Below are 20,063 nucleotides of genomic sequence, written 5' to 3'. Positions count from 1 at the left end.
GGAAATAAACGATTAAATGATTACTGGCTATTAGGTTAATTCACGGACATTTTTTATTAAACATTTCACATCTGCAATATGAGAAGAGTTTTCCTAGCCTTTGCTTTGCTGGTAAGCAGCTTTATTAAAACAAACGCTACGGTTCTTTATGTAAGCCTGAATGCTACGGGAAATAATGATGGCACCACTTGGGCTAATGCTTATACCAATTTGCAAGCCGCTATTGATGCAGCCGCAAGCGGCGACAGCATTTTTGTAGCCCAAGCGACGTATCAGCCAGCGACCAATACCGCTTTTTCCATGAAAGAAGGCGTTAAAATATTCGGTGGTTTCATTGGTACTGAGACCGATTTCGCGCAGCGCAATCTTGCCAACAAAGCTACCTTGCAAGGCAATCGCGCAAACGTTATGCTTAATGTCAACAACGGCCTGACGAGTGCCGCCTTGTTAGACGGATTTTTCATTACAAGTGGATACCAAAGCCTTGGTGGCGGTATATATAACAGCAGTGTTTCGCCCACTATCAGCAACTGCATTTTTTCCAACAATCAGGCAGCCTCTTATGGAGGCGGTATATTTAACTATAATTCTTCGCCAACTATTACGAACTGTGGTTTCTCGAACAATTCAACACAATCCGGCGGCGGCGGCGGCATGGCTAATACGGGTACTTCCCGGCCGGTTATTATGAATTGTATTTTTACAGGAAATTCAGCATTTAATGGTGGTGCCATTTATGAATTTGCGTCTACGGGTTCGGTTATTACCAATTGTACTTTTGCTGGCAACACTGCAATCGCATATGGCGGTGGCCTATGTAATACTTCTTTATCTGTTACCGTTACGAACTGTACATTTGCGGCAAATTCGGCCGGCTCCGGTGGCGGTATACTTAATTCTCGTGCTGGTGCGGTTATTTCCAATACCATAATCTGGGGCAATACAAGTGGTTTGGTTAGCCTGAACTCGACAGTCACCGTCACTTACAGCAATTTGCAAGATGGCGTCATTAGCGGCACGGGTAATCTTAGCCTGGACCCCTTGTTTACCGACGCCGCAAGTATGGATTTTACCTTGCAAAGCGGTAGCCCTTGCATAGATGCAGGTACGCCGGATACTACAGGTTTAAATATTGGTATTGCCGATCTGGCAGGCAAGGGAAGAATAGCCGGCGAGTCGGTAGATATGGGCGCCTACGAGTTCGGCAACACGCTTCCCGTAACATTAATTTCTTTTTCGGCCAAACCGGTTGCAACTCATTCGGTAGAATTAGAATGGGCAACTGCACAGGAAACACAGAATGCGCGTTTTGTGATCGAGCGCAGCAAAGACCTTGTCTCGTTTGAGCCAGTGGTTGAAATCCGCGACGTCGCCGGTAATTCCAGCACATTACAAACATACAAAGCGGTTGATCCGATGCCCTATTCCGGTACAAGCTACTACCGTCTGATTCAATACGATATTGATGGTACGCGCACTGTGTCACGCATTGTTTCAGTCATCGCACGTTCTCGGGATTACGCAGTGTATCCAAACCTCGTTCAAAGCCAGTCTTTTCGAGTCAGCGTAGACGAACCGGTTACGGCCAAGATCGAAGCTCGTAGCGCATCGGGTCAGACGATACCTTTCAGGCGCAAACCCCTGGATACGCAAGCGGTGGAGATTTCACCATTAGCTTCTCTACTGCCGGGAACCTATTTGATAACAGTCCAAGAAAGAGCGGTCAAGCGTACTTTTAGCCTGATCGTCCAGTAGTTTCTGTAAGTGTCAATGTTTACCCCGCTGGCTATTCTGATAAGAACAGTATGTTAAGTGACAAAGCTTAGGTCAAAATGCTTATTCTGATGTATTGAGCAAAACCATAATCGCTCGTCCATGCCAACTGATGAAACGATGGGGGTCCTGATCGTGATTGTCTACTGTTGTCTTTTACTGGCGCATTTGTGGCCGCTTATAGTCCAGCGTTGGGTAGCAATAGTCAAAACAGGTCCACACGAGAGATTCCTAGATCAGCCAAAAACAAGTTACTCACAGGCAGCCCGGCATTTCTGAGCGGCGCGCTTTGGTTTATTGTGTATTTCAGAAATTAATCTCATAGTAAACTGGCTGCGTGTTTCTATGTTGAAATGCAAGCGGCAGAGTGTTTTTATAGTAAATTGTTTATCCTCGGGCAAAACGGATATGCCTTAATCTGTAATTTGGAGTCGCTCGTAGGCGTTTGGAAAAAGTGGAGAGCTAGTAAAAAGCGGTAATCGCCAAGGCGATGAAGCTGGGAGAGTCGGGGTGAACCGAAGTGCCTGGATAGTAACGTTGTTTCAAAGACGCTGCAAAACCTGAAAGGAAAATTCGGTGCGCCCAACACGTCTACGGTGGTGCGAATGGCCGCCGAGCTGGGCTTACGCGCTAATGCTGCGTGTTGGCCATTCGCATGAAGGAATGCATTCCGCTATCTGGCGATCTGCATAACCCTGCTGCTGGCAGAGGTGCCATTTTCGACCTTGATCAGGTAGTTGCCCGCAGCCAGAGTAGACACATCGACCGGCTCCTGCGCCCGGAATTGGTCTATTTTTTTCGCATAAATTCTCCTTCCGTCTATGCTGAACACCGTGATCCGGCCGGACCGACCAATGAGTTCCGGCCTCGGTTTCACATGGAGCAGGCTGGCAGCCGGATTTGGATAAATGACAATTTCCGCAAGATCATTCATATTTACTTTCACTATTTTGCTGAGGGCGAAATCCGTGTTGGACTCGATCATTTTGAGCCGGTAATAATTGGTGCCGGGTGCCGGGCTGGTGTGAACAAAATTGTACAAAGCCGTGTCAATCGCCGGCGTTTCTCCGATGACGTGAAAGCGCTTTGCGTCGCTGCTGTGCTCGATTTCATAACGCGCCATGTCTACCTGGTCGGCGACTTTCCAGTTGAGTACCACGGTATTGTTTTCCGGAGTGGCTCTGAAATGCACCAGCGTAACAGGAAATGCGGCGTCGGACCCGAGCCGTGCCAGCCCGAAGCGGTTCGAAATCCAGAAACTATCATACGTATCTACCCACAAGTCGCCGTCAAACCGCTGGTATGGCAATGCATCGCCTGCTTTCTCCCATTGGCCATTATGGAATTTGTACACCTGCGTTTCACGGCCCACAGCCAGGACGTAAGGCTGACCGGAGGGCGAAATGCTGACGCTGGAAATGCGGGTTCCGAATGGTGCATTACCCGAGTCGAAAAGCGACCAGGAGGTGCCGTCGAAATAGGCCAGGGAGCTGAATTGGGTGAAATAATCCGTTTGCCGGAGCCATACTTTTCCGTCGGGTTGGATCTCGATCTGGTCGATCACATTTTCGATGGCAGGGCTGGTCTGGTAATCGATCGTGTAGATTAGATCGTGGTCATTGAGGTCCATGACGAGGATTTCGGTACTGTAATCGCGGTCCATGTTGAGAATCAGAATCCAGGCTTTATTGTCCCGGAACCGGATATCCTTGATCAACTGACTGTCCGACACCTGGCGAAGCGCGATAAAACCGTCGGGCGTTTCCTTGTAAATAACCCGCTGCGTCCAGAACACCTGGTGCTGCGGACTGAAATCCTGGATGTAACCGACAAATGGAATGGTTGTCACGGTCGCGTCGCCAGAAGGACTTTCGTTGACAAGCTTCACTTTGCGGAACCGGTAACCGTCCGCGGGGTTGATGGTATAGATGTTCCGCTCGTTATCCGTGCGGACGGAATTGTCCATTCCCACACCGAGAAGTCCATCGGTGTTGGCGCGGTTAAATGTCTGGAATGTAAGCGCTTTCTGGTCGAGTTTTATGAAACCGGCATCGATCACGCCCAGCCATACATGGTCTTTGGAAACGGCGATTTTGGGGTTGGGTTTTCCAAAAACGGGCTGGTCTTTTTCGCTGAGGAACGTCAGGGCATAAGGGCTGTTGGCGCTGCCGGTGGCAAACTGAATGGTGTAGTCGACCAAGTCGCGGTCGGGATAATTGATAAGGTCTGTTTGCCGTTCCTGCACACGGAGGTAGAGCTGCGTGTTGGCAGGCAGATCTTTCAGCACGTCCGCGATTTCCAAAAATGGCTCGTAATTGCGCTGGAAGAGCGGATTATTGAATTCCGGATTGTCGGCGACCGTTATGCGCGTGTTTGAATAGTAAGTTGATGGCGTGTAGGCGATCGGGATCGTGCGGGGCACATCGAGCAGGTTATCCGGGATAGGTAGGTACAGCCCTACCATGTTCAGGCGCGCATTCGCCGAAAAATATCCGATTTCCGACCATTTGCCTGTTTTTCCATTCACAATTGCCCTTACCCGCCATTTGAACCCGCCGAAATACGGCACATAGTTATATTGATTTCCGTAAATGATTTCGCTGGCCGGATAAGCAAAGTCGAAATCGTAGAGCGGCGACACCTGCACCTGGTACGAGGCTGCACCCGGAACATTCGAGAACGACAATGTCACCGGAAGCTGCGCCGGAAGAAATGCGTGTTTGGCAGGCCCCAGAAGCACCGGCAAGTCGGGCTGGTCAGGGTCGATGCGGATTTTAACCGTATTGGACCAATCGGACGTGCCGAATGCATTGCGTGCCCTGACCCGCACGAAATAGTCGGCGCCTAATGTTTGTTTCAATAAGTTAATGCCATTTACGGTGGTGGTTTCGACGGTTTCGCCATTGAAATTAGCATCCGTCGAATAGCTGAATTCATAAGTGCTGGCCAGCGTCGACGCCGGCCACGTGTAAAAATCCCCTTTCACAGCAGTAATGTCACCCGGTAGTGAAGGCGCCTGCGGCGCGGATTCCATTTTGGCAAAAGTGACCTCGGCGTGCTGTTTTATCACCGCCTGCACCATCGGATGAAGCGCTTCTCCGGCTCCATTGTTGCCGCACCGGCTCATGAGCGACCCTTTTGTGTTTACTTCCGAAGATTTGGTGTAGCAGTCACCTTCTACTCCGCCGCAGTAATCGAGCGGGCCGCCAGGCCAGCCGCAGTTGTTGGTATGGTACGATCCGAAATTATGGGCAAACTCGTGCATAAGTGTTGCGACATTTTCGAGCGGCGACACATTGTAAACGCCGCCGATGAACGCCACACCCGAAGCACCGCCACCGACCGGCTTCGTATAAAGGTAAATGCGTTTGTCAAAATTCTGGTCCGACACCTGCCTGTTGGCCAGGATCGTCACCATGGCATGCACATCGTGTGCATTGGCGTAAGGATTCGGCTCGGTGTCTTTGAAAATCCGGATGCTTGTGACCATCATCCGGAAGCTTGCCTCCCGCTCATAAAATTTTGAACATTTTTCGACATTACGGATCACCGCCTGGATAATCGCCGCTGTGTCGCGCTCGTATTTCACATATGTATCCGAATCAATCTCTACCGCAACGCGGCATATTCTCATTTCTCCTGCGGCAGTGCGCGTGTTTTGCCTGGCCATGATGGCCGGCAGCTGGCTCATCATCCGCCTTATTTGCGGCGGTGCGTCGGCATCCCGGGTGCCGCACAAAACCGGTTTTCCCTGCCCAAAGGCCATTTGGCAGCAAAAAAGAAAGCGTTACAAGAAGCCGGAGACCGTAGGATGTAAATTTCAAATTCATAATCATGCAGGTGGATTGTTCAGGAAATATCCGGTAGGCCGGAATCATCCAGATAGACACAATTTAAGGCCACCGGCGTTGCGATTAAACAAAAGTAACCTTGCAATTATTTCAAGGATTTTCTTGTCTGATGAGGGTAGTACTCAGATCGTTCGCCATGAAAAAGCTTTTTTACCCTGGTCCTCACTGTGTATTTCCTGGCAGGCTGTAAAGACAAGAGAATCGAAACTTTCCAGGGGCCGCCGGGGCCGAATGAAGGCGATACGAGCGTTTACAACGTGGGCCACTGCCGGTTGACGAAAATTCTCAATTTCACTAAATCGGATTCGCCGGAGCCCGGCGGATATGTGGAATTCACTTACGATGAAGCAGGAAATCTGACGCGCCAGTCCTATTACTATGATCCCGAACTGCTTTCGACCTACAAAACCTACACTTACATCAATGGCCGGAAGGTAACCGAAAAAGTGTACGCAAGCCCTGTAAACGCCGTCACATTGGCAAACACGACCTCCTACGCTTATGAGGGCGACCTGCCGACAAAGGAGGATATAACGAACGACGTGGGTATTCCGTAGCATACGCGACGCCGCACAGTGTACTGAATGATTTAACTTCAGCCGCGGACGGTCCCGAAGGAATTTGTTAATTTACATCAAGAAACACCGGGAACTCCACTTTCAACCGTCTGAACACCTGGGAGGGGCTCGTAAGCGGGGCTCTTTTTAGATGCCCTGACTTATGGGTTGGATAGCTATTTTACAGTAGAAAGCTATTTGTTTTAATATAATTACCTACCCGTCAAATCATTTTACCGCAAAAAGTTGAAACATGAATTTATTGTTTTTACAGCATGTATGGCGGATCAATGACAATTTGTTGGGCGACCGGGATTTTTGCCCGATAATCAGGAAAGCAGCAGCGTTGCAACAATCGCTGAATCTGGACCTGACAGCCGAGATCGAACGGCTGAAAACAGAGTATTCTGCGCAGATATTTCACCGTGCAGCGCAATACCTATACCGAAAGGAGACAAAATCTTCCTACTAAATAGAGCGGGAAAGTCCGCCATCCGACAGAATGGACCGCTTTATCGCCCTGCTAAGCAAGGCAGGAACAGTCCCGGCAGATCAAACCCTGAGTGAAGAGTATTTGACAGTTTTGCAAAATGCGATAGTAGATGAGCGCTTTGCAGTCCAAAAGTACAGGGACTTTCAGAACTACATAGGGCAGACGACGTTACAGTACGGCGAGATCTACCATTATATCTGCCCGCCACCTGATATGGTAACGTCGATGATGTCAGGTTTGAGGGAAACCGAAAGGAAAATCGGAAGGGAACCATGCGATTCTCAGGGCAGCGATGATCGCTTTTGGGTTTGTATTTATTCATCCCTTCGAAGATGGAAACGGCAGGCTCCACCGCTTTCTGATTCATGATATACTGGCAAGGGACGGTGTTGTCCAGAAAGGATTGATCATACTGGTATCTGCCCGTATGATCCATCGGATACAGGACTACGATGCTGCGCTCGAGGCTTTTTCGGGACCTTTAATGAGACGTGTGCGCTACCAGTCCTCCCAAGACGGACAAGTCAGTATCACCAATACATCCGAGGTAGAAGCATACTTTCGGTATCCGAATCTAACTTATCAATGTATCTATTTGTCAAAGGTAATTGGCGAAGCAATTTCTTCGGATATGTCTGATGAGCTCAGCTTCCTTCAGAAATATGATGAGTTAAAAGCAACGATTCAAAACAGGATCGATATGCCCGACAGGGACCTGAATCAACTTATTATTTTTTTGCATCAGAACAAAGGAGTGTTTTCCAGGTGTAGGTCACACCTGCGCAATCCCCGGTGCAATTGGCGGTGAAAGACATGGGCTTGCTCCGGTCGTATATTGGGGCATTGGATGCGGGGTCTATTTCGAATGCACATGCTGGCTGCCCGCTTCCCGGACCGGTCACGCAGATCTTATCCTGACGAATGCTGGCGCCCGGTAGTCCCTGTATCCTGACCACGTTATTGCCTTGATTGAGCATTACGGAGAAGGTCTCTTCCCGCCAAACGATGTTCCAGGAATGGGTAGGTGGAAAATTCGCAGATAAAATAGCGATGTCCCCATTTACGGAGATACTGCTTGCACCACTGTCAGATATTAACAAATTATTTCTTTCTAAAAATAGCAGGAAACATGCCGCGGCGATACGCTTGTTGCCGTCTACAAAACTATGATTCTTGATGATAAGATAGAGTAAAGTCGCTGCCTTTTCTTCCACAGATGGATAAAATCCTCATCGCCAAAGCCCTTGCTAATTTGCGCGATAGCACTCTGGAAGCTTCCGTCCTTTTCCTTTCCAAAGACAGCCGAACCAAAGTCAGCTTTCATAGCTTCGACGACGACATGATACTCGGTTAAACCTGGATACGCGACGGGCGCACGGTCCGGCCTTTCCTGTCCAGCTGCTCATGGTCGTAGTCATCTAGTAATGTTAAGCCTTTCACAAACGTAGCAAGCCAGTCCAAATCCTCTGAATCCACTTTGTCCTCAATTGAACGTGCCAGAATACGTATACCATCTTTCAGGATCTGTACCTGCTGTTCCTTTTCAGCCAATCGGCGCTCGTTCATCGCATAGCCTTGAATCAAGTAGTCTTTTAAACGTTGGGTTGCCCAAATCCGGAATTTTGTTCCCTGGCGTGACTTCACTCTATAACCTACGGAAATGATCACGTCCAGATTATAGTAGCTGATATTCCGTTTTACAATGCACATATGATGTGTGTACTCGACCAGAATCGACCGTAGCAAAGATCCGCCTCGCTTTCCCCATCGGCGGTGGACTCCTGTCGTCAGAAATCTACCATAATTGCTGTAGATACATTCGAGCACCAGTGGTTCGACTATCTGTCACATGATCAATAATGCAAATGTTAAATCACCGGATATTCGCTATCCGTTGTTGTAAACCCTTATCATCTGGGTGAATAGCCAGCGCTTTCTGATAATTTTTCAAGCCGAGCTCTTTATTTCCGGATTTTAGATAAGCTTCTCCCAGGCTGTCGTATACGTTAGCTGACTCCGGGTAGACTTCGGTATTTAGTGTAAAGATCTTAATGGCATCATCGACGCGATCGGACCTCATCAGGTGGTATCCAAGTGTATTAAGCTCACCTTCCCCAAAGTCAAAGCCGTCTTTGGCGGCCGAGCCTTTGATTTGCCGGTAAAGATGTATCATCGAATCCGCACCCGCTGTTTGCTTTTCCCGGTATATCCAGGCGCCAATCGATCTGGGAACCGGTTTGTAGGGTCTCCCATTGAGAATATCGACAATTGCCGCTCTGATGCCCATCATTGATGAATGCCTGAGATTACTAAGATGGATAATATTGATCCGGTCACCGGTCAGTATTTCGTTGTAGGCTTTGTAGCCCCCGAATGATCCGTTATGAAACAGGTTCATTTGTCCGTTATACCGTCCGATCCACCAGCCGAAACCGTAGCTTCGCTCTCCATAGGTATCATCCTTTTGGACTATCGACGGTTCGAATGCCTCGGCCAGCGTTTGGGCGTTCACCAGCGGGGATTTAGCAAAAGACTCATCCCATTTGAATAGATCGCGTACCGTCGAGATGACGGAGGCACTGCCGCCAATGAAACTATCGTAGTTATTCTCGCTGCCAAAAAGGTCATACCCGATCGCCCGCTCGTTATTTCTGGCCGTTATCTGGTTCACCGATGTGTGATCCATCTTCAAGGGACCAAAGATATTCTCTGTCAGAAAAGCATTAAGCGATTGCCCGGCAATTTTCGAGATAATCATCCCTAAGAGGGTATAACCGCCATTGCTGTACTGGAATCGGGTGCCCGGCTCGAATTTTAGTGTCTTCTGCTTCATTAAGATCTTAAAAACATCTTGCTCGGTCATATCCGGAAAATCATAGAAATCCTCCAAGCCACCGGTGTGGCGGAGCAAATCGAGAATCCTGACAGGTTGCATGCATTCAGGCAACTCCGGAAAATAATCTCTGACCGACTGCCCGTAGCTTAATTTACCTCGCTCTTTAAGGATCATGATACCCATTGCAGTCATTTGCTTTGAGACCGAGCCGATATATTCCTGGGTGTCCGGTGTAAAGGGAATTTTCCGCTTGCGGTCGGCCATACCGAAAGCCTTTTGATAGATAACATTCCCGCGTCTGCTCACGAGAATAGCGCCAGTGAACTGTCCGCGTTCATACAGTTCCGTCATAAACGCATCAAGTTTCGTGCTAATCTGGGAAGAATCACCCTCGAAATGTTTATTGGCGAAAAGGTTGGCCCTCGCGCTCAAAATGAATAATAACAACGCTACAAGCAATGTCCGGCGGTTTTTCATGGCACGATTTTGTGATTTAACGTGGAAACTGCCGAAGAATAAAAAGGTTACAATTAGGATGATTTTTTCCTTTTGCTGCGCTGACCCGACAGCTCCGATAAAAAACTATCTCAAGAACTCCTTTAACCCATAAGCGAACACACTTACGTGACTTTAATTCAGGACTGGTTAACGGCGAAAGTGACCACCTAATTTCAATTTAGCTTGACCACGCCATTTCGGCCCAGACTGACCATCCTATCCCCTCTTTTTATCAGCTATTTATGAATCAAGATTGGACCGATGGTCAGTCTGCCACGGAATGGGGTGGTCTGTGGCACCGTATTTTCAATCTAATCATTGCCAGATCAATTGGGTGGCATTTGAAGGAGTGAGCCTCTATTTGATACCTCATCAAGTGCACTTCGGTCGCCCATAATCACCTGGCGATGTTTCGTTCCCCATGCGGCAAGATCATGAATGAGATCTTGCAGTGTCCAGCCATATTCAGTCAGATTATACTGAACCGTCACAGGCTGTGTGTCGAGGACCGTCCTTTTAACCAGCTTATTCATTTCAAGCTCTTTGAGCTCCTTACTCAACTGTTTGTTGGAAATGCCTTCAAGGTCATTCAGGATTTCTGAAAACCGTCTCTCGCTGTAATAACACATTGAAGAAAGAATGGAAATCTTCCACTTTCCACTTAAAATATCCATAGCGTCGTGGATCGCCCTGATATCTGCTTTGTGACAAATTTGCTCCTCCATAAGTTACCTGGTTACCTGGAATATACTGTTACTTCTGGTAACCAAGTTACAAAAGTAAATGTTCAGGATATAATTTTGTAGTGTATTTAAAATTTTAAAGCAATGAATTTCAGCAACAAGAATGTAGTCATAGCGGGCGGCAGCCAGGGCATTGGACTTGCTACTGCCCAAGCATTTATTCAACAGGGCGCCAATGTGCTGATCACCGGAAGAAATCCTGAAACTTTACAGAAAGCAGCCAAAGAGATCGACAGTGCGAATCTGCAAACACTTGCCGCTGACACCTCGAATATGACCGGGATCGCGGTCCTGGAAAAATGGGTAGCGGAAAGTGGCAAGAAAGTCGATGTACTTTACCTTAATGCGGCCATCGGCATTTACGCGCCGATTCAGCATGTCACCGAAGCTGATTTCGACGCGCAGTTCAATACCAATGTGAAGGGTCACTTTTTTTACTCTTCAAAAGCTGATACCGCATTTGGCTGACGGCGCTTCCGTAATCTTCACTTCATCCCGTGTAGCGGCTGCCGCTGGTGTCGCAAGCAGCGTGTACTCTGCGACCAAGGCTGCATTGAACAAAATAGCCGATATTGCCGTCAATGAGCTGGCGGAACGGAAAATCCGGATCAATGTCGTCAGCCCGGGCCCGATTCAGACTCCCGGACTGCTCACTGTTGCGTCCGAGGAAATTCAGGATTATCTGGCGTCGAGAAGTGCCCTCCAACGCCTGGGAAATGCACACGAAGTTGCCAATACCGTATTGTTTCTGGCGTCTGATAGCGCTGCCTACATTAATGGTGCCGATATCGCCGTTGACGGGGGCTCGATTCAGTATATGCTTAAATAACAAACGGTTGATAAGCTGGAAATTACGGTGCCAGTAACCACCGCCGGGCGGCCCCGCCCATTTCAATTTGAGCCGACCAGATCATTTCGGTCAAAATTGACCACCAAATCTTTTTTTTGTCAGCGAGTTACACAAAATTCAAGAATTTGGATTATCGGTCAATTTGCCACGGAACGGGGTGGTCTGTTGCGCCGTATTCTCCAGCCAAGCCACTGAATTCTCCACTTCATGCAAGGTTCGGTTGCTACCAGACCGGTAACAACAGTTTGAATGTAGCCCCCTCACCGGGCGGCGATTCTTCTAGTTAAGGCTGAAAGCATTTGTACCTCGGCGGGTAAATTCATCACACAAGTTAAATGCTGCCTGTCCTCGCAGCTGACCTGTTCCACCGAGCAAGATTGATTTGAGTTTTGCTTCTTCGTCGGTAAACTTGCGGACATTCTGAAAATATCCTGTGATTGCATTGTACGCACCAAACACGGTTCCCATTGTGGTCGGGAGCTGCTGAGTAGGATTACTAAGCGCATATTCATACACATCATCGACAATATTAAGGAACTGGGTAGACAGCGCATGAACCTTTCCGTCGCGAATATTCCCGAGGACTTCCTTGTTTGGTGCCATCGCAATTTCGATAAGCTTTTTTAGCTCGGGATCACTAATACGCTTCTTCGCCCAAGTGTTGAATACCTGACCGACTTCGTCGCTAAACCGGTTGGCTATACCCATCATTTTATGTGCTGTTCTGAGCCGGTCTTTAGCATTGCTGGTATGGCGAATTTTAACAACATTGGTCATGTTTTTCATAGCAGCATTCAGCGTGTTTGCGCATACGATCCGGACTGGTGTAAACGCAGCAGTGATACTACCGCTACCGTCGTGGGAGGTCGTAAGAAAGAGATATTTTTCAATCAGATCATCGGCCCCAACTTGAATATAACCCGGCAACTTGGCGGTAATAAAAATCCTTTCTCCTTTGCCCAACGCACCGGCAGTTTCATACAAAATTCCGTCCCCACCCACGATGCTATCAAAGAACGTGAATGCATCGCGATTTTGAACAATCTGGTATTCCCTGCCAACTACTCCAAGTACTGCTTTGGTATCAGTTCTCATAGTTGCGAAATATCCTCCGACTGGCACGGTAGATTCTGAATGATCGCATCCCTCAGATGGTAAATGAGCCAAAAGATTAGCCTTTTGAACTTGGTAGTCCAGACCTGCAAACGCGATTGCCTCGTTACTGGTTGGGTACTGATCGACGATTCGTCCGAGGCCGTGCCATGCTTTTTCCTTTACTGAAAAGAATGAGTGTTCGCCGGTAGTCTCGTTGAAATTCAGATTGTGAGCCATGATAGTAACATGTTAGAAGTTAGAGATTGTTTTCCTTCTTCCTCTCGCTCCCTTGAAAATGAATGTTTGACAAAGAAAAACGAAAAAAAGAAAGCCCTTCTAACAGTGGCCCCACAACAGCCAAAAGGAAACGGAATAAGTGCCTGAATGGGCTGCGGCGTGATTTGGTAGGTCTAAACAATAGAGAAAGCCGCCATTATGCCGGAAGCTTTTGGCGGCTTTAAACGATCACTGAAATACTAGGGCCACTTATTTAGCTGCCCTTTTGCCGAGTTATTTGTCAAATACGTTTTGAACGCAGAATTTGAATACCTCCTTAAACTGTCCGATAGCGTTCTAAGCATGGCTGCAATAAGTTGGACACACAAAATACACTATATTTGCTGTTAAGTGCGCTGGTAGCGGGCGGGATATGTATAATCTTGGTGGACTATTACAAACCCGCCCGTGATAGCCTAGATCGCCCCAAATACTTTTTTGAACAACCAGCGTAGTCTGCACGCATACTACCTCCGCAAGTTCTTCTCCAACAAATCCATATCCTTGCTCACCTTCAAATCAATGATTTTAGCATAATGCTGAGTTTGCCTGAGCGACTTATGGCCGAGCATTTTGGAAACAGTTTCCAACGGAACCCCATTAGTCAGCGTAACTGTCGTTGCAAAGGTGTGGCGAGCTGTATGAAAAGTCAGTGTTTTAGTAATTCCGCAGATGTCTGCAACTTCCTTCAAATAGGCGTTCATCTTTTGGTTACTGAGAACAGGTAACACCAATTCGTCTGGCGAGTTCACTCCACTTCCATGGTTACCATACTGTTCGATAACATTTCGTGCTTGTTGCAGCAATGGAAGCCGTGTTGGAACATCTGTTTTCTGTCGTCGGGTCACTATCCAATCCTTTCCATCCACGCCTTTCACAATTGCAGAGCGCCTCAGATTTCTGACATCCACGTATGCTAGCCCAGTGAAGCAAGAGAAAACGAAAATGTCCCGCACAAGGGCAATCCGTTTAACCACAATTGTCTTAGATATTAGTTTCTCGAGTTCATTTTCGGTCAGAAAACCGGGCTCCACTTCCCTCTTAGCCAATTTGATTTCCGCAAACGGGTCTCTTGGTATCCAACCTTTTCTAAGGCAAGACAAAATGATCTTTTTTAAGATTCGTCAAATACTTGACGGACGAATTATGACCACAGTTCTTGACCGTTCTCAGCCAAAATGAGAAATCTGAGACAAATTCAAAATTAACTTCGCGAATATCTAGTGAAATACTCCCGGTTTGCTGGACAGCCGACGGATGAAATTAAGTTTAATTAGGATGCTTTTGCATTGATCTGGAAAAACAATTCATCGGGGAATGTACCCGGTTCCTGTGTGTTTGCGTCGACGGTTGTAAAATTCCACATATGCTTTTACTCCCCGATACAAATCCATCCCGCCATTTGGAGGATTTAAGTATATGTACTCTTGTTTGAGCGACCTCCAAAATCTTTCGATGAAAACATTGTCTAGGGCCCGTCCTTTTCCGTCCATAGAAATTTGTATCCCTTTCTCTAAGAGCGGCTTAATAAAACCCTGACTTGTGAATTGGCTACCCTGGTCGGTATTGAATATTTCGGGCTTTCCCTGTGTACGGATCGTATCCAAAAGCGTTTCCCGGCACCATTCCATACTCATTGTATTGGAGATACTCCATCCCACAATTCGACGGCTGTAAACGTCAATAATGGCGAACATGTACATAAATCCTCTGAACATTGGAATATAAGATATATCGGCTTGCCAGACCTGATTGGGGCGCTCAATCTTCAACCCCTTCAGCAAATATGGATATTTGTAATCTGTTGGTTTGGATTTGCTTAGATTGCGCTTGGGATAAATTGTGCGCAAATTCATAAGTCTATAAAGTCTTCTCACCCGCTTCACACCAACAGGATATCCCAGTCCGATCAGGTAATCACGCATGCGTTCTACGCCATAAAACGGGCACTCTAGAAACTGGCGATCAATGGCCTTCATCAATCGCTGGTTTAACAGAGACTGACCTCTCGGCTTAAAGTAATAGCTACTACGCTGTAAACCAATCAATTTGCACTGTGCCGAGACGCTTAGCTCAGGGTACTCAGGGGAAACAAGTCCGCGTTTCTCCATAACACTCATTTCCCCAAGACCTTTTTTAAAAAATCGACTTGGACTTGAAGTTCACCGATTTTAGAATACAATTCCTTCTCTTTTGTGTTTTCGGATTCATTACCAGTGGTGGGTGCCTCTTTACTGAAAACTAATTCAGCCTTTTCCAGAAACTCTCGCTTCCAGGCAGCTATCTGTGTTGGATGAATCTCGTACTTGGAGGCCAATTCCTGCACGGTCTGAACCTCTTTAATCGCTTCAATAGCCACTTTGGCTTTGAAGCTCGCACTGAATTTTCTACGTTCCTTTTTCATAGTCAGCTACTAAGTTAGAAATTTAAGCAGCTGTCCAGATTTCTGGGAGTATTATAGTACTTTGCTTTCATAGTGAGGTCGAAACACCGTAATAGTGTGTCGCCAACGCGATAAATTCTTATTGGGGGCGCTTTGAGCTGGCTGATTCCAAAAATTGAATCCGACGGTTACTCAAGGTTATGATATAAAACTATTTTTACAATAATTTGCACAAAAACTTTTTATAAGCAGATTTTCAACAAAACAAAAGAAGAAATTAAAGCCGCCCAAAGGCAGCAATACGATATTAATCGTATTACCATTAAAGCAAAATAATTCAATTCAGGTGGCACATTTACCGAATTCAGCATTGAATATTTACATTTTTCATTTGTTGTAAAAAACGTACTATGTTAAATAGAATACGTCATTTCACTTCTATGATCGTTCAAGATGCCAACCTGCAAAAGGTTTAACTGTCGCACAGTTTGGCCCCCCGTCCCTACCAGTTCCAGGTACAACAGTCTGCAGTATCGAGTTGCCAGATAATGAATCGATGTCCTCCCAAGTAATCCCTGTTAAAGGTATTTTAAGCCGTCTCGACCATTTTGAATCAGCTTGGCCGGCATAGGTGCCGATGTCGATATACACGAACCTATTATCTGCGGAACCCTGAACAAAACTGCCTGACAATTTTGGAAATTGATCTTTGGATCTATCACCTTTCACAATAATTGTAAACGTAAAGTCTAAATCGTTCGAGGTAGGAATTTGCTTTTGGACCGTTGCGTAATTGGTACCAGTGCCCTTCTGTAGTCCAAAAACTACATTTGGCGTTGGTTTGATAAGGATGATTTGAAGAGTTATTTCGGATTCCATTTTTTACGACGAGCACGACTTATGAAGTTTATCCGCAAACCTTCACAATTCGCACGATATGTGCAAACCATCAAGCTCACTTTTGATCGATGTCTCTGAGGATGATAGAGCTAACTTCCCGGACGAAAAATTGAGATCAACCATTTGGCTTCCTTAATAGTTGATCGAGCACCTTCATCAGCTCGTCCAGTCTCCTACCCTGCCCGGTTTGTTCTGGCATCTTTCTTAGTATCTGGACAACTTTATAGTCTGCGTTAATGGCGGCCCATTCGATTTCTTTGGCGCCGACCTGACTATTTTCTTTAAAAGAGAGCTCGATGGCGAAAGCAGAGTTGGCTGCGGAGCCTAAGATATGCCGGGCCTGATATATGTCGCTGAATGGGTGGGTAAATGCACTTGCAGCCGCCAAACTTGCAGCCTTTGCTGCCGCTGATGCTGCCGCATCAGTCGTTTGCATAGACGCCCTATGTGCATCCATTGCAGCCTTTCTAAGCAAATTCGTCCGCTTTCCTGTGACCACAAATTCTTTGGTCAAATCGATCGCTTTGCGAGGGCGGTCATCATTTCTCATACATTGTTCGTAAATGTCCAGGGACCTTTGTGCACACTCAGCAGCCCATCCGGCAATTGATTGCAAATGCTCAATCGAGAGCTCGAAGTACTTTTTACTAGTCACCATATGAAAACGAAACCACCCATCAAGTCTTGACAATCAGGCCTAATCATCGGCTTTCAAATTCAGATTTCCGGTATTTTCTCAGCAAAAAATTGCATGAAGATACCTGCTAACCGGCTTTAAAATTAAATTATGATGTTGAAAAATATATATTTAACACCGCCGTAGTGACTATTGCCTTATTGGGCCACATAGTTAACATATAACGGATATTGTAATTTTGCAGCCCGACTCTTTTTCAAATCAATATCAATAGTTGAAAATCGAGATTTTGACGAAGTTAAAGTTAAAATCGAGCCGGTCACAGGCTCTGTAACCCAACCGGCCCCTCCCCATAAAAACCCGTTGTCCCCTTCGCCGGCACGGTTCGAACTGAGGCAATATGCTCCCGAGACTACCGCTGATACCTTGCCGCAGTCTACCCACTGCTGAACGCTGCCTTGTGACGTAGCCCGGGGACATAATAACAAGTCAATACCTTTTTTGCCATAGTGGCGCGCCCACTGGGTAAACCATAGCTCGGTACAGAGCAGAACGCCAACACGGTAATCGCCAATATCAACGGCGTCGAAAGTCACGGCTTGTTCCAATTCAAACCATGTTTGTTCCCAAAAATGCGGCTCCTGCGGAAAATAGGCTTTGCTATGCAGCCGCTGATGTCCTTTTTCTGGCGTATAAACATAGGCGATATTCAGATTCCTGCTGTCTTCGATGACCGGCATCGAATACACAACTGCGCACACGCCGAGCGCCTCAATTTCAGCTAGCCACTGCTTATGGCGCTGAATACCTCGCAAGCGGAGCTCCTGGGTTAGTTCAGGAGTAGCCGCCATCCACCGGCAGAAAGGCATCTCCGGCAGTAGCACCAGGTCGGGCCGGTTTTCTGCGATGTGAGCTTTCAGGTCCTTCCAGTCCAGCAGGAACTTGTCTTCGTCGTCGCTCAGCTCACAAACTGTTACTCTCATTTTGTGAATGGATATGGTGCTTATTTGATGGTGACGACAATTTTGCCTTGGGTGTGCCCCTTTTCGATTTCACGATGTGCGTCGGCCATTGCTTCAAGAGGATAGCTCGCCGAGATATGGGGCACCAGCCTGTTTTCCTCTAACAGTTTAGCAATGAATTTCATATCCTGCCCATTTGATAATACCATATTATAGAATGCATTGACATTTCGCCGGTCTGCCTCCGCCTTTTCCTCATCGTTAACGTGTGACCATAGGCTGATCAATGATCCACCCGGCTTGACGACCTGCATACTTCTTTGAATATGCCGATCTTGTTTGACTGCCTCTACCACAAGGTCGACGTCTGCAATTTGCTGCTCAAACCGGCCTTGTTGATAGTCGACAAACTCGTCTGCTCCCAATGAAGTTACAAAGTCCTTTTTCCCTATTGAAGCAAGTGCGATTACATGGGCGCCAAAATATTTGGCAAACTGAACGGCAAAGTGCCCCACACCCCCTCCCGCTGCTGTGATCAGGACGCGATCTCCATCTTTAATACCGACCTTGATCATCGGTTGCAGAGCAGTAAGCGCCGCAAGAGTGGCAGCGGCAGCCTGCTCATGGGTGATGGTGGTAGGCTTATGCGCCAGGTCAGCCTCTGGTGCAGCCACGTACTCGGCGTAAGTCCGCCCGATGTACGGGTGCCGCAACGCGCCGAACACCTGATCGCCAATTTTAAATCCCGCAACCTTGGACCCAACCCCGACAACCTCGCCTGAAATATCCCATCCAGGGATAAATGGCTGGTCGCTGCCAAACACCCAACTTACATCTTTGTTGCTGCGAACGATAGCGTCTGCCGGGTTAATGCTGATTGCCTTTGTCCGCACCAGGACCTCATTATCTTTTATTTGAGGAATAGGTAGCAGTGCCATAGCGAAGTTCTCAACTCCACCATGACCTTTAATTGTCATTGCTTTCATAGTCGTTTGAAACGCTGCCCCGGTTATGATCATCTTTATTCAGTGAAGCCTTTTGCTGGCCACCCGGGACTGCGAACAAAATTATAGCAAGTTCCGCGTAACTTTGCCGCAGGTATCACCGTTGATACCTCCCCGGTCATGAACCCAAAAGAAAACACAACCCAGATCCAGGCCCAAATCCGCGCATTGCAGGATACGATCTACGTGATCGGTGGTAAGTGGAAGCTACCGATTATCCATTCCATTTGTAAGGGCAACAGACGGTTTTCGGATATTCAGCACAGCATTCCAGGTATTACCAAGCGGATGCTGTCCAGGAGCCTGAAAGAATTAGAAGATAATAAGTTGGTCGTCAGGAAGGTCGATCCCGATTTTACAGCAACGATCGAATACGAGTTCACCCAGTATGCCCTTGAATATGGGAACTTGATACTGGAAATGATTAGGTGGGGCCAGAACCATCAAAAGGTTATTACCGGCAAGGCTATCCCAATGACGAAGCGTTAAATGCTGTTGGAACGGCTGCGTATATACGATTAGGGAAAAACAGACACTAGTGTAGCAGTATCAGCGTGCTCTCAACCATTCTTTCACATTCGGCCTGAGTCATTCCCGCTTTGGCCGAAACAACGATCCCGTTAATACAGTTCTGTAAATAATCTGCCATCGTTTCAGCATCGAGACTATCAGAAAACTTCCCCGACTTCTTGCCGTCAAGCACAAAATGAAGCAATGCCCCCCTGGTAGCATCAATACTTTTCCTGACGATTTCGGCCGCTGCCGGCTCGTCCGGGCCGAACTCGATAATGGAATTGATCAAAAAGCAGCCAGGCGGCATACCGCCGGGATATGTGCCCTCAATCGACAGTTTGAAAATAAGCTTTATGCCCGCTAGCGGCTCTCTCGTGTTCGAAATAACGTTCTCCAGCGCCGCAACCGTCTTTTCGTGATACCGGTGAAGTGATTTGAGCAGCAATGAATGTTTGTCCCCAAACGTGTTGTACAGACTGGATCTGCTTATACCCAAGGTGTTCACCAAATCCTCAGGCGTTGTACCACGATACCCGCGAATTTTAAATAGCTCGATTGCCCTGTCTAGAATATCCTGCTCGTCGAAATTACGGTTTCTGGCCATTTAGTTGTGATTTAGCTCCATAAAATACTACCGTGATAAAAATACAAACTTATTGGAACTATAATTCCAAAATTTTGATTCTGGAACT

22 protein-coding genes and 1 pseudogene are annotated in these 20,063 nt (G+C 47.2%); 8 read left to right on the top strand and 15 right to left on the bottom strand.

All coding sequences use genetic code 11. From position 1 onward, the window contains the following. Nucleotides 1-78 precede the first annotated feature (78 nt). A complete protein-coding gene (locus ABV298_RS24325) occupies nucleotides 79-1,755 on the top strand; it encodes a right-handed parallel beta-helix repeat-containing protein (RefSeq protein WP_353718743.1) in 1,677 nt (558 codons plus the stop codon). A 691-nt stretch (nucleotides 1,756-2,446) separates the two neighbouring features. On the opposite strand, the gene ABV298_RS24320 is transcribed toward ABV298_RS24325, so the two are convergent. Continuing rightward, the gene (locus ABV298_RS24320; RefSeq protein WP_353718742.1) at nucleotides 2,447-5,464 is read right to left on the bottom strand and encodes a T9SS type A sorting domain-containing protein; all 3,018 of its coding nucleotides are present in this window, start codon (nucleotides 5,462-5,464) and stop codon (nucleotides 2,447-2,449) included. A 327-nt stretch (nucleotides 5,465-5,791) separates the two neighbouring features. Here ABV298_RS24320 and ABV298_RS24315 point away from each other — a divergent pair, with 327 nt between their 5' ends. The 3 genes and pseudogenes from ABV298_RS24315 to ABV298_RS24305 all read left to right on the top strand — a co-directional run. Then, nucleotides 5,792-6,181: a hypothetical protein gene (locus ABV298_RS24315; RefSeq protein ID WP_353718741.1), complete on the top strand. Its 390-nt coding sequence runs from the start codon at nucleotides 5,792-5,794 to the stop codon at nucleotides 6,179-6,181. A gap of 253 nt (nucleotides 6,182-6,434) precedes the next feature. Next, nucleotides 6,435-6,653, top strand: coding sequence for a hypothetical protein (locus ABV298_RS24310; RefSeq protein WP_353718740.1), 219 nt, complete (start codon nucleotides 6,435-6,437; stop codon nucleotides 6,651-6,653). A 295-nt stretch (nucleotides 6,654-6,948) separates the two neighbouring features. Beyond that, nucleotides 6,949-7,482, top strand: a pseudogene (locus tag ABV298_RS24305) (Fic family protein); the annotation flags it as partial. Here the strand turns inward: ABV298_RS24305 and ABV298_RS24300 are convergent. Further along, nucleotides 7,403-7,888 carry a type II toxin-antitoxin system death-on-curing family toxin gene (locus ABV298_RS24300; protein WP_353718739.1) on the bottom strand — a complete coding sequence of 162 codons (486 nt, stop codon included), beginning with the start codon at nucleotides 7,886-7,888 and terminating at the stop codon, nucleotides 7,403-7,405. The pseudogene ABV298_RS24305 and the gene ABV298_RS24300 sit on opposite strands and share 80 nt — an antisense overlap. A gap of 2 nt (nucleotides 7,889-7,890) precedes the next feature. Here ABV298_RS24300 and ABV298_RS24295 point away from each other — a divergent pair, with 2 nt between their 5' ends. Next, nucleotides 7,891-8,028 carry a hypothetical protein gene (locus ABV298_RS24295; protein ID WP_353718738.1) on the top strand — a complete coding sequence of 46 codons (138 nt, stop codon included), beginning with the start codon at nucleotides 7,891-7,893 and terminating at the stop codon, nucleotides 8,026-8,028. Here ABV298_RS24295 and rhuM read toward each other — a convergent pair. From rhuM to ABV298_RS24280, 3 genes are all read right to left on the bottom strand, one after another. Beyond that, nucleotides 8,025-8,384, bottom strand: a complete 360-nt coding sequence (gene rhuM / locus ABV298_RS24290; RefSeq protein ID WP_353718737.1) for a RhuM family protein — start codon at nucleotides 8,382-8,384, stop codon at nucleotides 8,025-8,027. The two genes, ABV298_RS24295 and rhuM, sit on opposite strands and share 4 nt — an antisense overlap. Before the next feature lie 163 nt (nucleotides 8,385-8,547). Beyond that, the gene (locus ABV298_RS24285) at nucleotides 8,548-9,861 is read right to left on the bottom strand and encodes a serine hydrolase (RefSeq protein ID WP_353723242.1); all 1,314 of its coding nucleotides are present in this window, start codon (nucleotides 9,859-9,861) and stop codon (nucleotides 8,548-8,550) included. A gap of 473 nt (nucleotides 9,862-10,334) precedes the next feature. After that, complete coding sequence (locus tag ABV298_RS24280) at nucleotides 10,335-10,733, bottom strand: helix-turn-helix domain-containing protein (RefSeq protein ID WP_353718736.1); 399 nt, start codon at nucleotides 10,731-10,733, stop codon at nucleotides 10,335-10,337. Nucleotides 10,734-10,835: 102 nt separating this feature from the next. On the opposite strand from ABV298_RS24280, the gene ABV298_RS24275 reads away from it, so the two are divergent. Next, nucleotides 10,836-11,219, top strand: a complete 384-nt coding sequence (locus ABV298_RS24275) for an SDR family NAD(P)-dependent oxidoreductase (RefSeq protein WP_353718735.1) — start codon at nucleotides 10,836-10,838, stop codon at nucleotides 11,217-11,219. Then, nucleotides 11,212-11,580, top strand: coding sequence for an SDR family oxidoreductase (locus ABV298_RS24270; protein WP_353718734.1), 369 nt, complete (start codon nucleotides 11,212-11,214; stop codon nucleotides 11,578-11,580). The genes ABV298_RS24275 and ABV298_RS24270 overlap by 8 nt, the downstream gene beginning before the upstream one ends. Nucleotides 11,581-11,880: 300 nt before the next feature. Here ABV298_RS24270 and ABV298_RS24265 read toward each other — a convergent pair whose 3' ends face one another. The 9 genes from ABV298_RS24265 to ABV298_RS24225 form a co-directional block, all read right to left on the bottom strand. Then, nucleotides 11,881-12,933 carry a DUF932 domain-containing protein gene (locus tag ABV298_RS24265; RefSeq protein WP_353718733.1) on the bottom strand — a complete coding sequence of 351 codons (1,053 nt, stop codon included), beginning with the start codon at nucleotides 12,931-12,933 and terminating at the stop codon, nucleotides 11,881-11,883. Between the two features lie 506 nt (nucleotides 12,934-13,439). Beyond that, complete coding sequence (locus ABV298_RS24260; RefSeq protein ID WP_353718732.1) at nucleotides 13,440-14,021, bottom strand: site-specific integrase; 582 nt, start codon at nucleotides 14,019-14,021, stop codon at nucleotides 13,440-13,442. Nucleotides 14,022-14,061: 40 nt separating this feature from the next. After that, nucleotides 14,062-14,145 (bottom strand): hypothetical protein, encoded by an 84-nt coding sequence (locus tag ABV298_RS24255; protein WP_353723241.1) that lies wholly within the window; start codon nucleotides 14,143-14,145, stop codon nucleotides 14,062-14,064. Nucleotides 14,146-14,279: 134 nt separating this feature from the next. Beyond that, entirely contained in the window at nucleotides 14,280-15,083 is an 804-nt protein-coding gene (locus ABV298_RS24250) for an IS3 family transposase (RefSeq protein WP_353723240.1), read from the bottom strand. 5 nt (nucleotides 15,084-15,088) lie between these two features. Then, the gene (locus tag ABV298_RS24245; protein ID WP_353718731.1) at nucleotides 15,089-15,376 is read right to left on the bottom strand and encodes a transposase; all 288 of its coding nucleotides are present in this window, start codon (nucleotides 15,374-15,376) and stop codon (nucleotides 15,089-15,091) included. A gap of 417 nt (nucleotides 15,377-15,793) precedes the next feature. Continuing rightward, the gene (locus ABV298_RS24240) at nucleotides 15,794-16,234 is read right to left on the bottom strand and encodes a DUF5990 family protein (RefSeq protein WP_353718730.1); all 441 of its coding nucleotides are present in this window, start codon (nucleotides 16,232-16,234) and stop codon (nucleotides 15,794-15,796) included. Nucleotides 16,235-16,370: 136 nt separating this feature from the next. After that, the gene (locus ABV298_RS24235; RefSeq protein WP_353718729.1) at nucleotides 16,371-16,946 is read right to left on the bottom strand and encodes a putative immunity protein; all 576 of its coding nucleotides are present in this window, start codon (nucleotides 16,944-16,946) and stop codon (nucleotides 16,371-16,373) included. Nucleotides 16,947-17,089: 143 nt separating this feature from the next. Then, nucleotides 17,090-17,875, bottom strand: coding sequence for a carbon-nitrogen hydrolase family protein (locus ABV298_RS24230; RefSeq protein ID WP_353718728.1), 786 nt, complete (start codon nucleotides 17,873-17,875; stop codon nucleotides 17,090-17,092). A gap of 20 nt (nucleotides 17,876-17,895) precedes the next feature. Next, nucleotides 17,896-18,840, bottom strand: coding sequence for an NADP-dependent oxidoreductase (locus ABV298_RS24225; protein ID WP_353718727.1), 945 nt, complete (start codon nucleotides 18,838-18,840; stop codon nucleotides 17,896-17,898). Between the two features lie 138 nt (nucleotides 18,841-18,978). On the opposite strand from ABV298_RS24225, the gene ABV298_RS24220 reads away from it, so the two are divergent. After that, complete coding sequence (locus ABV298_RS24220) at nucleotides 18,979-19,347, top strand: helix-turn-helix domain-containing protein (protein WP_353718726.1); 369 nt, start codon at nucleotides 18,979-18,981, stop codon at nucleotides 19,345-19,347. 46 nt (nucleotides 19,348-19,393) lie between these two features. Here the strand turns inward: ABV298_RS24220 and ABV298_RS24215 are convergent, their stop codons facing one another. Next, on the bottom strand, nucleotides 19,394-19,975 hold the full coding sequence (locus ABV298_RS24215; protein WP_353718725.1) for a TetR/AcrR family transcriptional regulator: 582 nt from the start codon (nucleotides 19,973-19,975) through the stop codon (nucleotides 19,394-19,396). Between the last annotated feature and the right edge of the window lie 88 nt (nucleotides 19,976-20,063).

It is taken from the genome of Dyadobacter sp. 676 (assembly GCF_040448675.1).
Classification (GTDB): Bacteria; Bacteroidota; Bacteroidia; order Cytophagales; family Spirosomataceae; genus Dyadobacter.
Note: the sequence above shows the minus strand (reverse complement) of the source record. Positions and strands in the feature narration are given on the sequence as shown.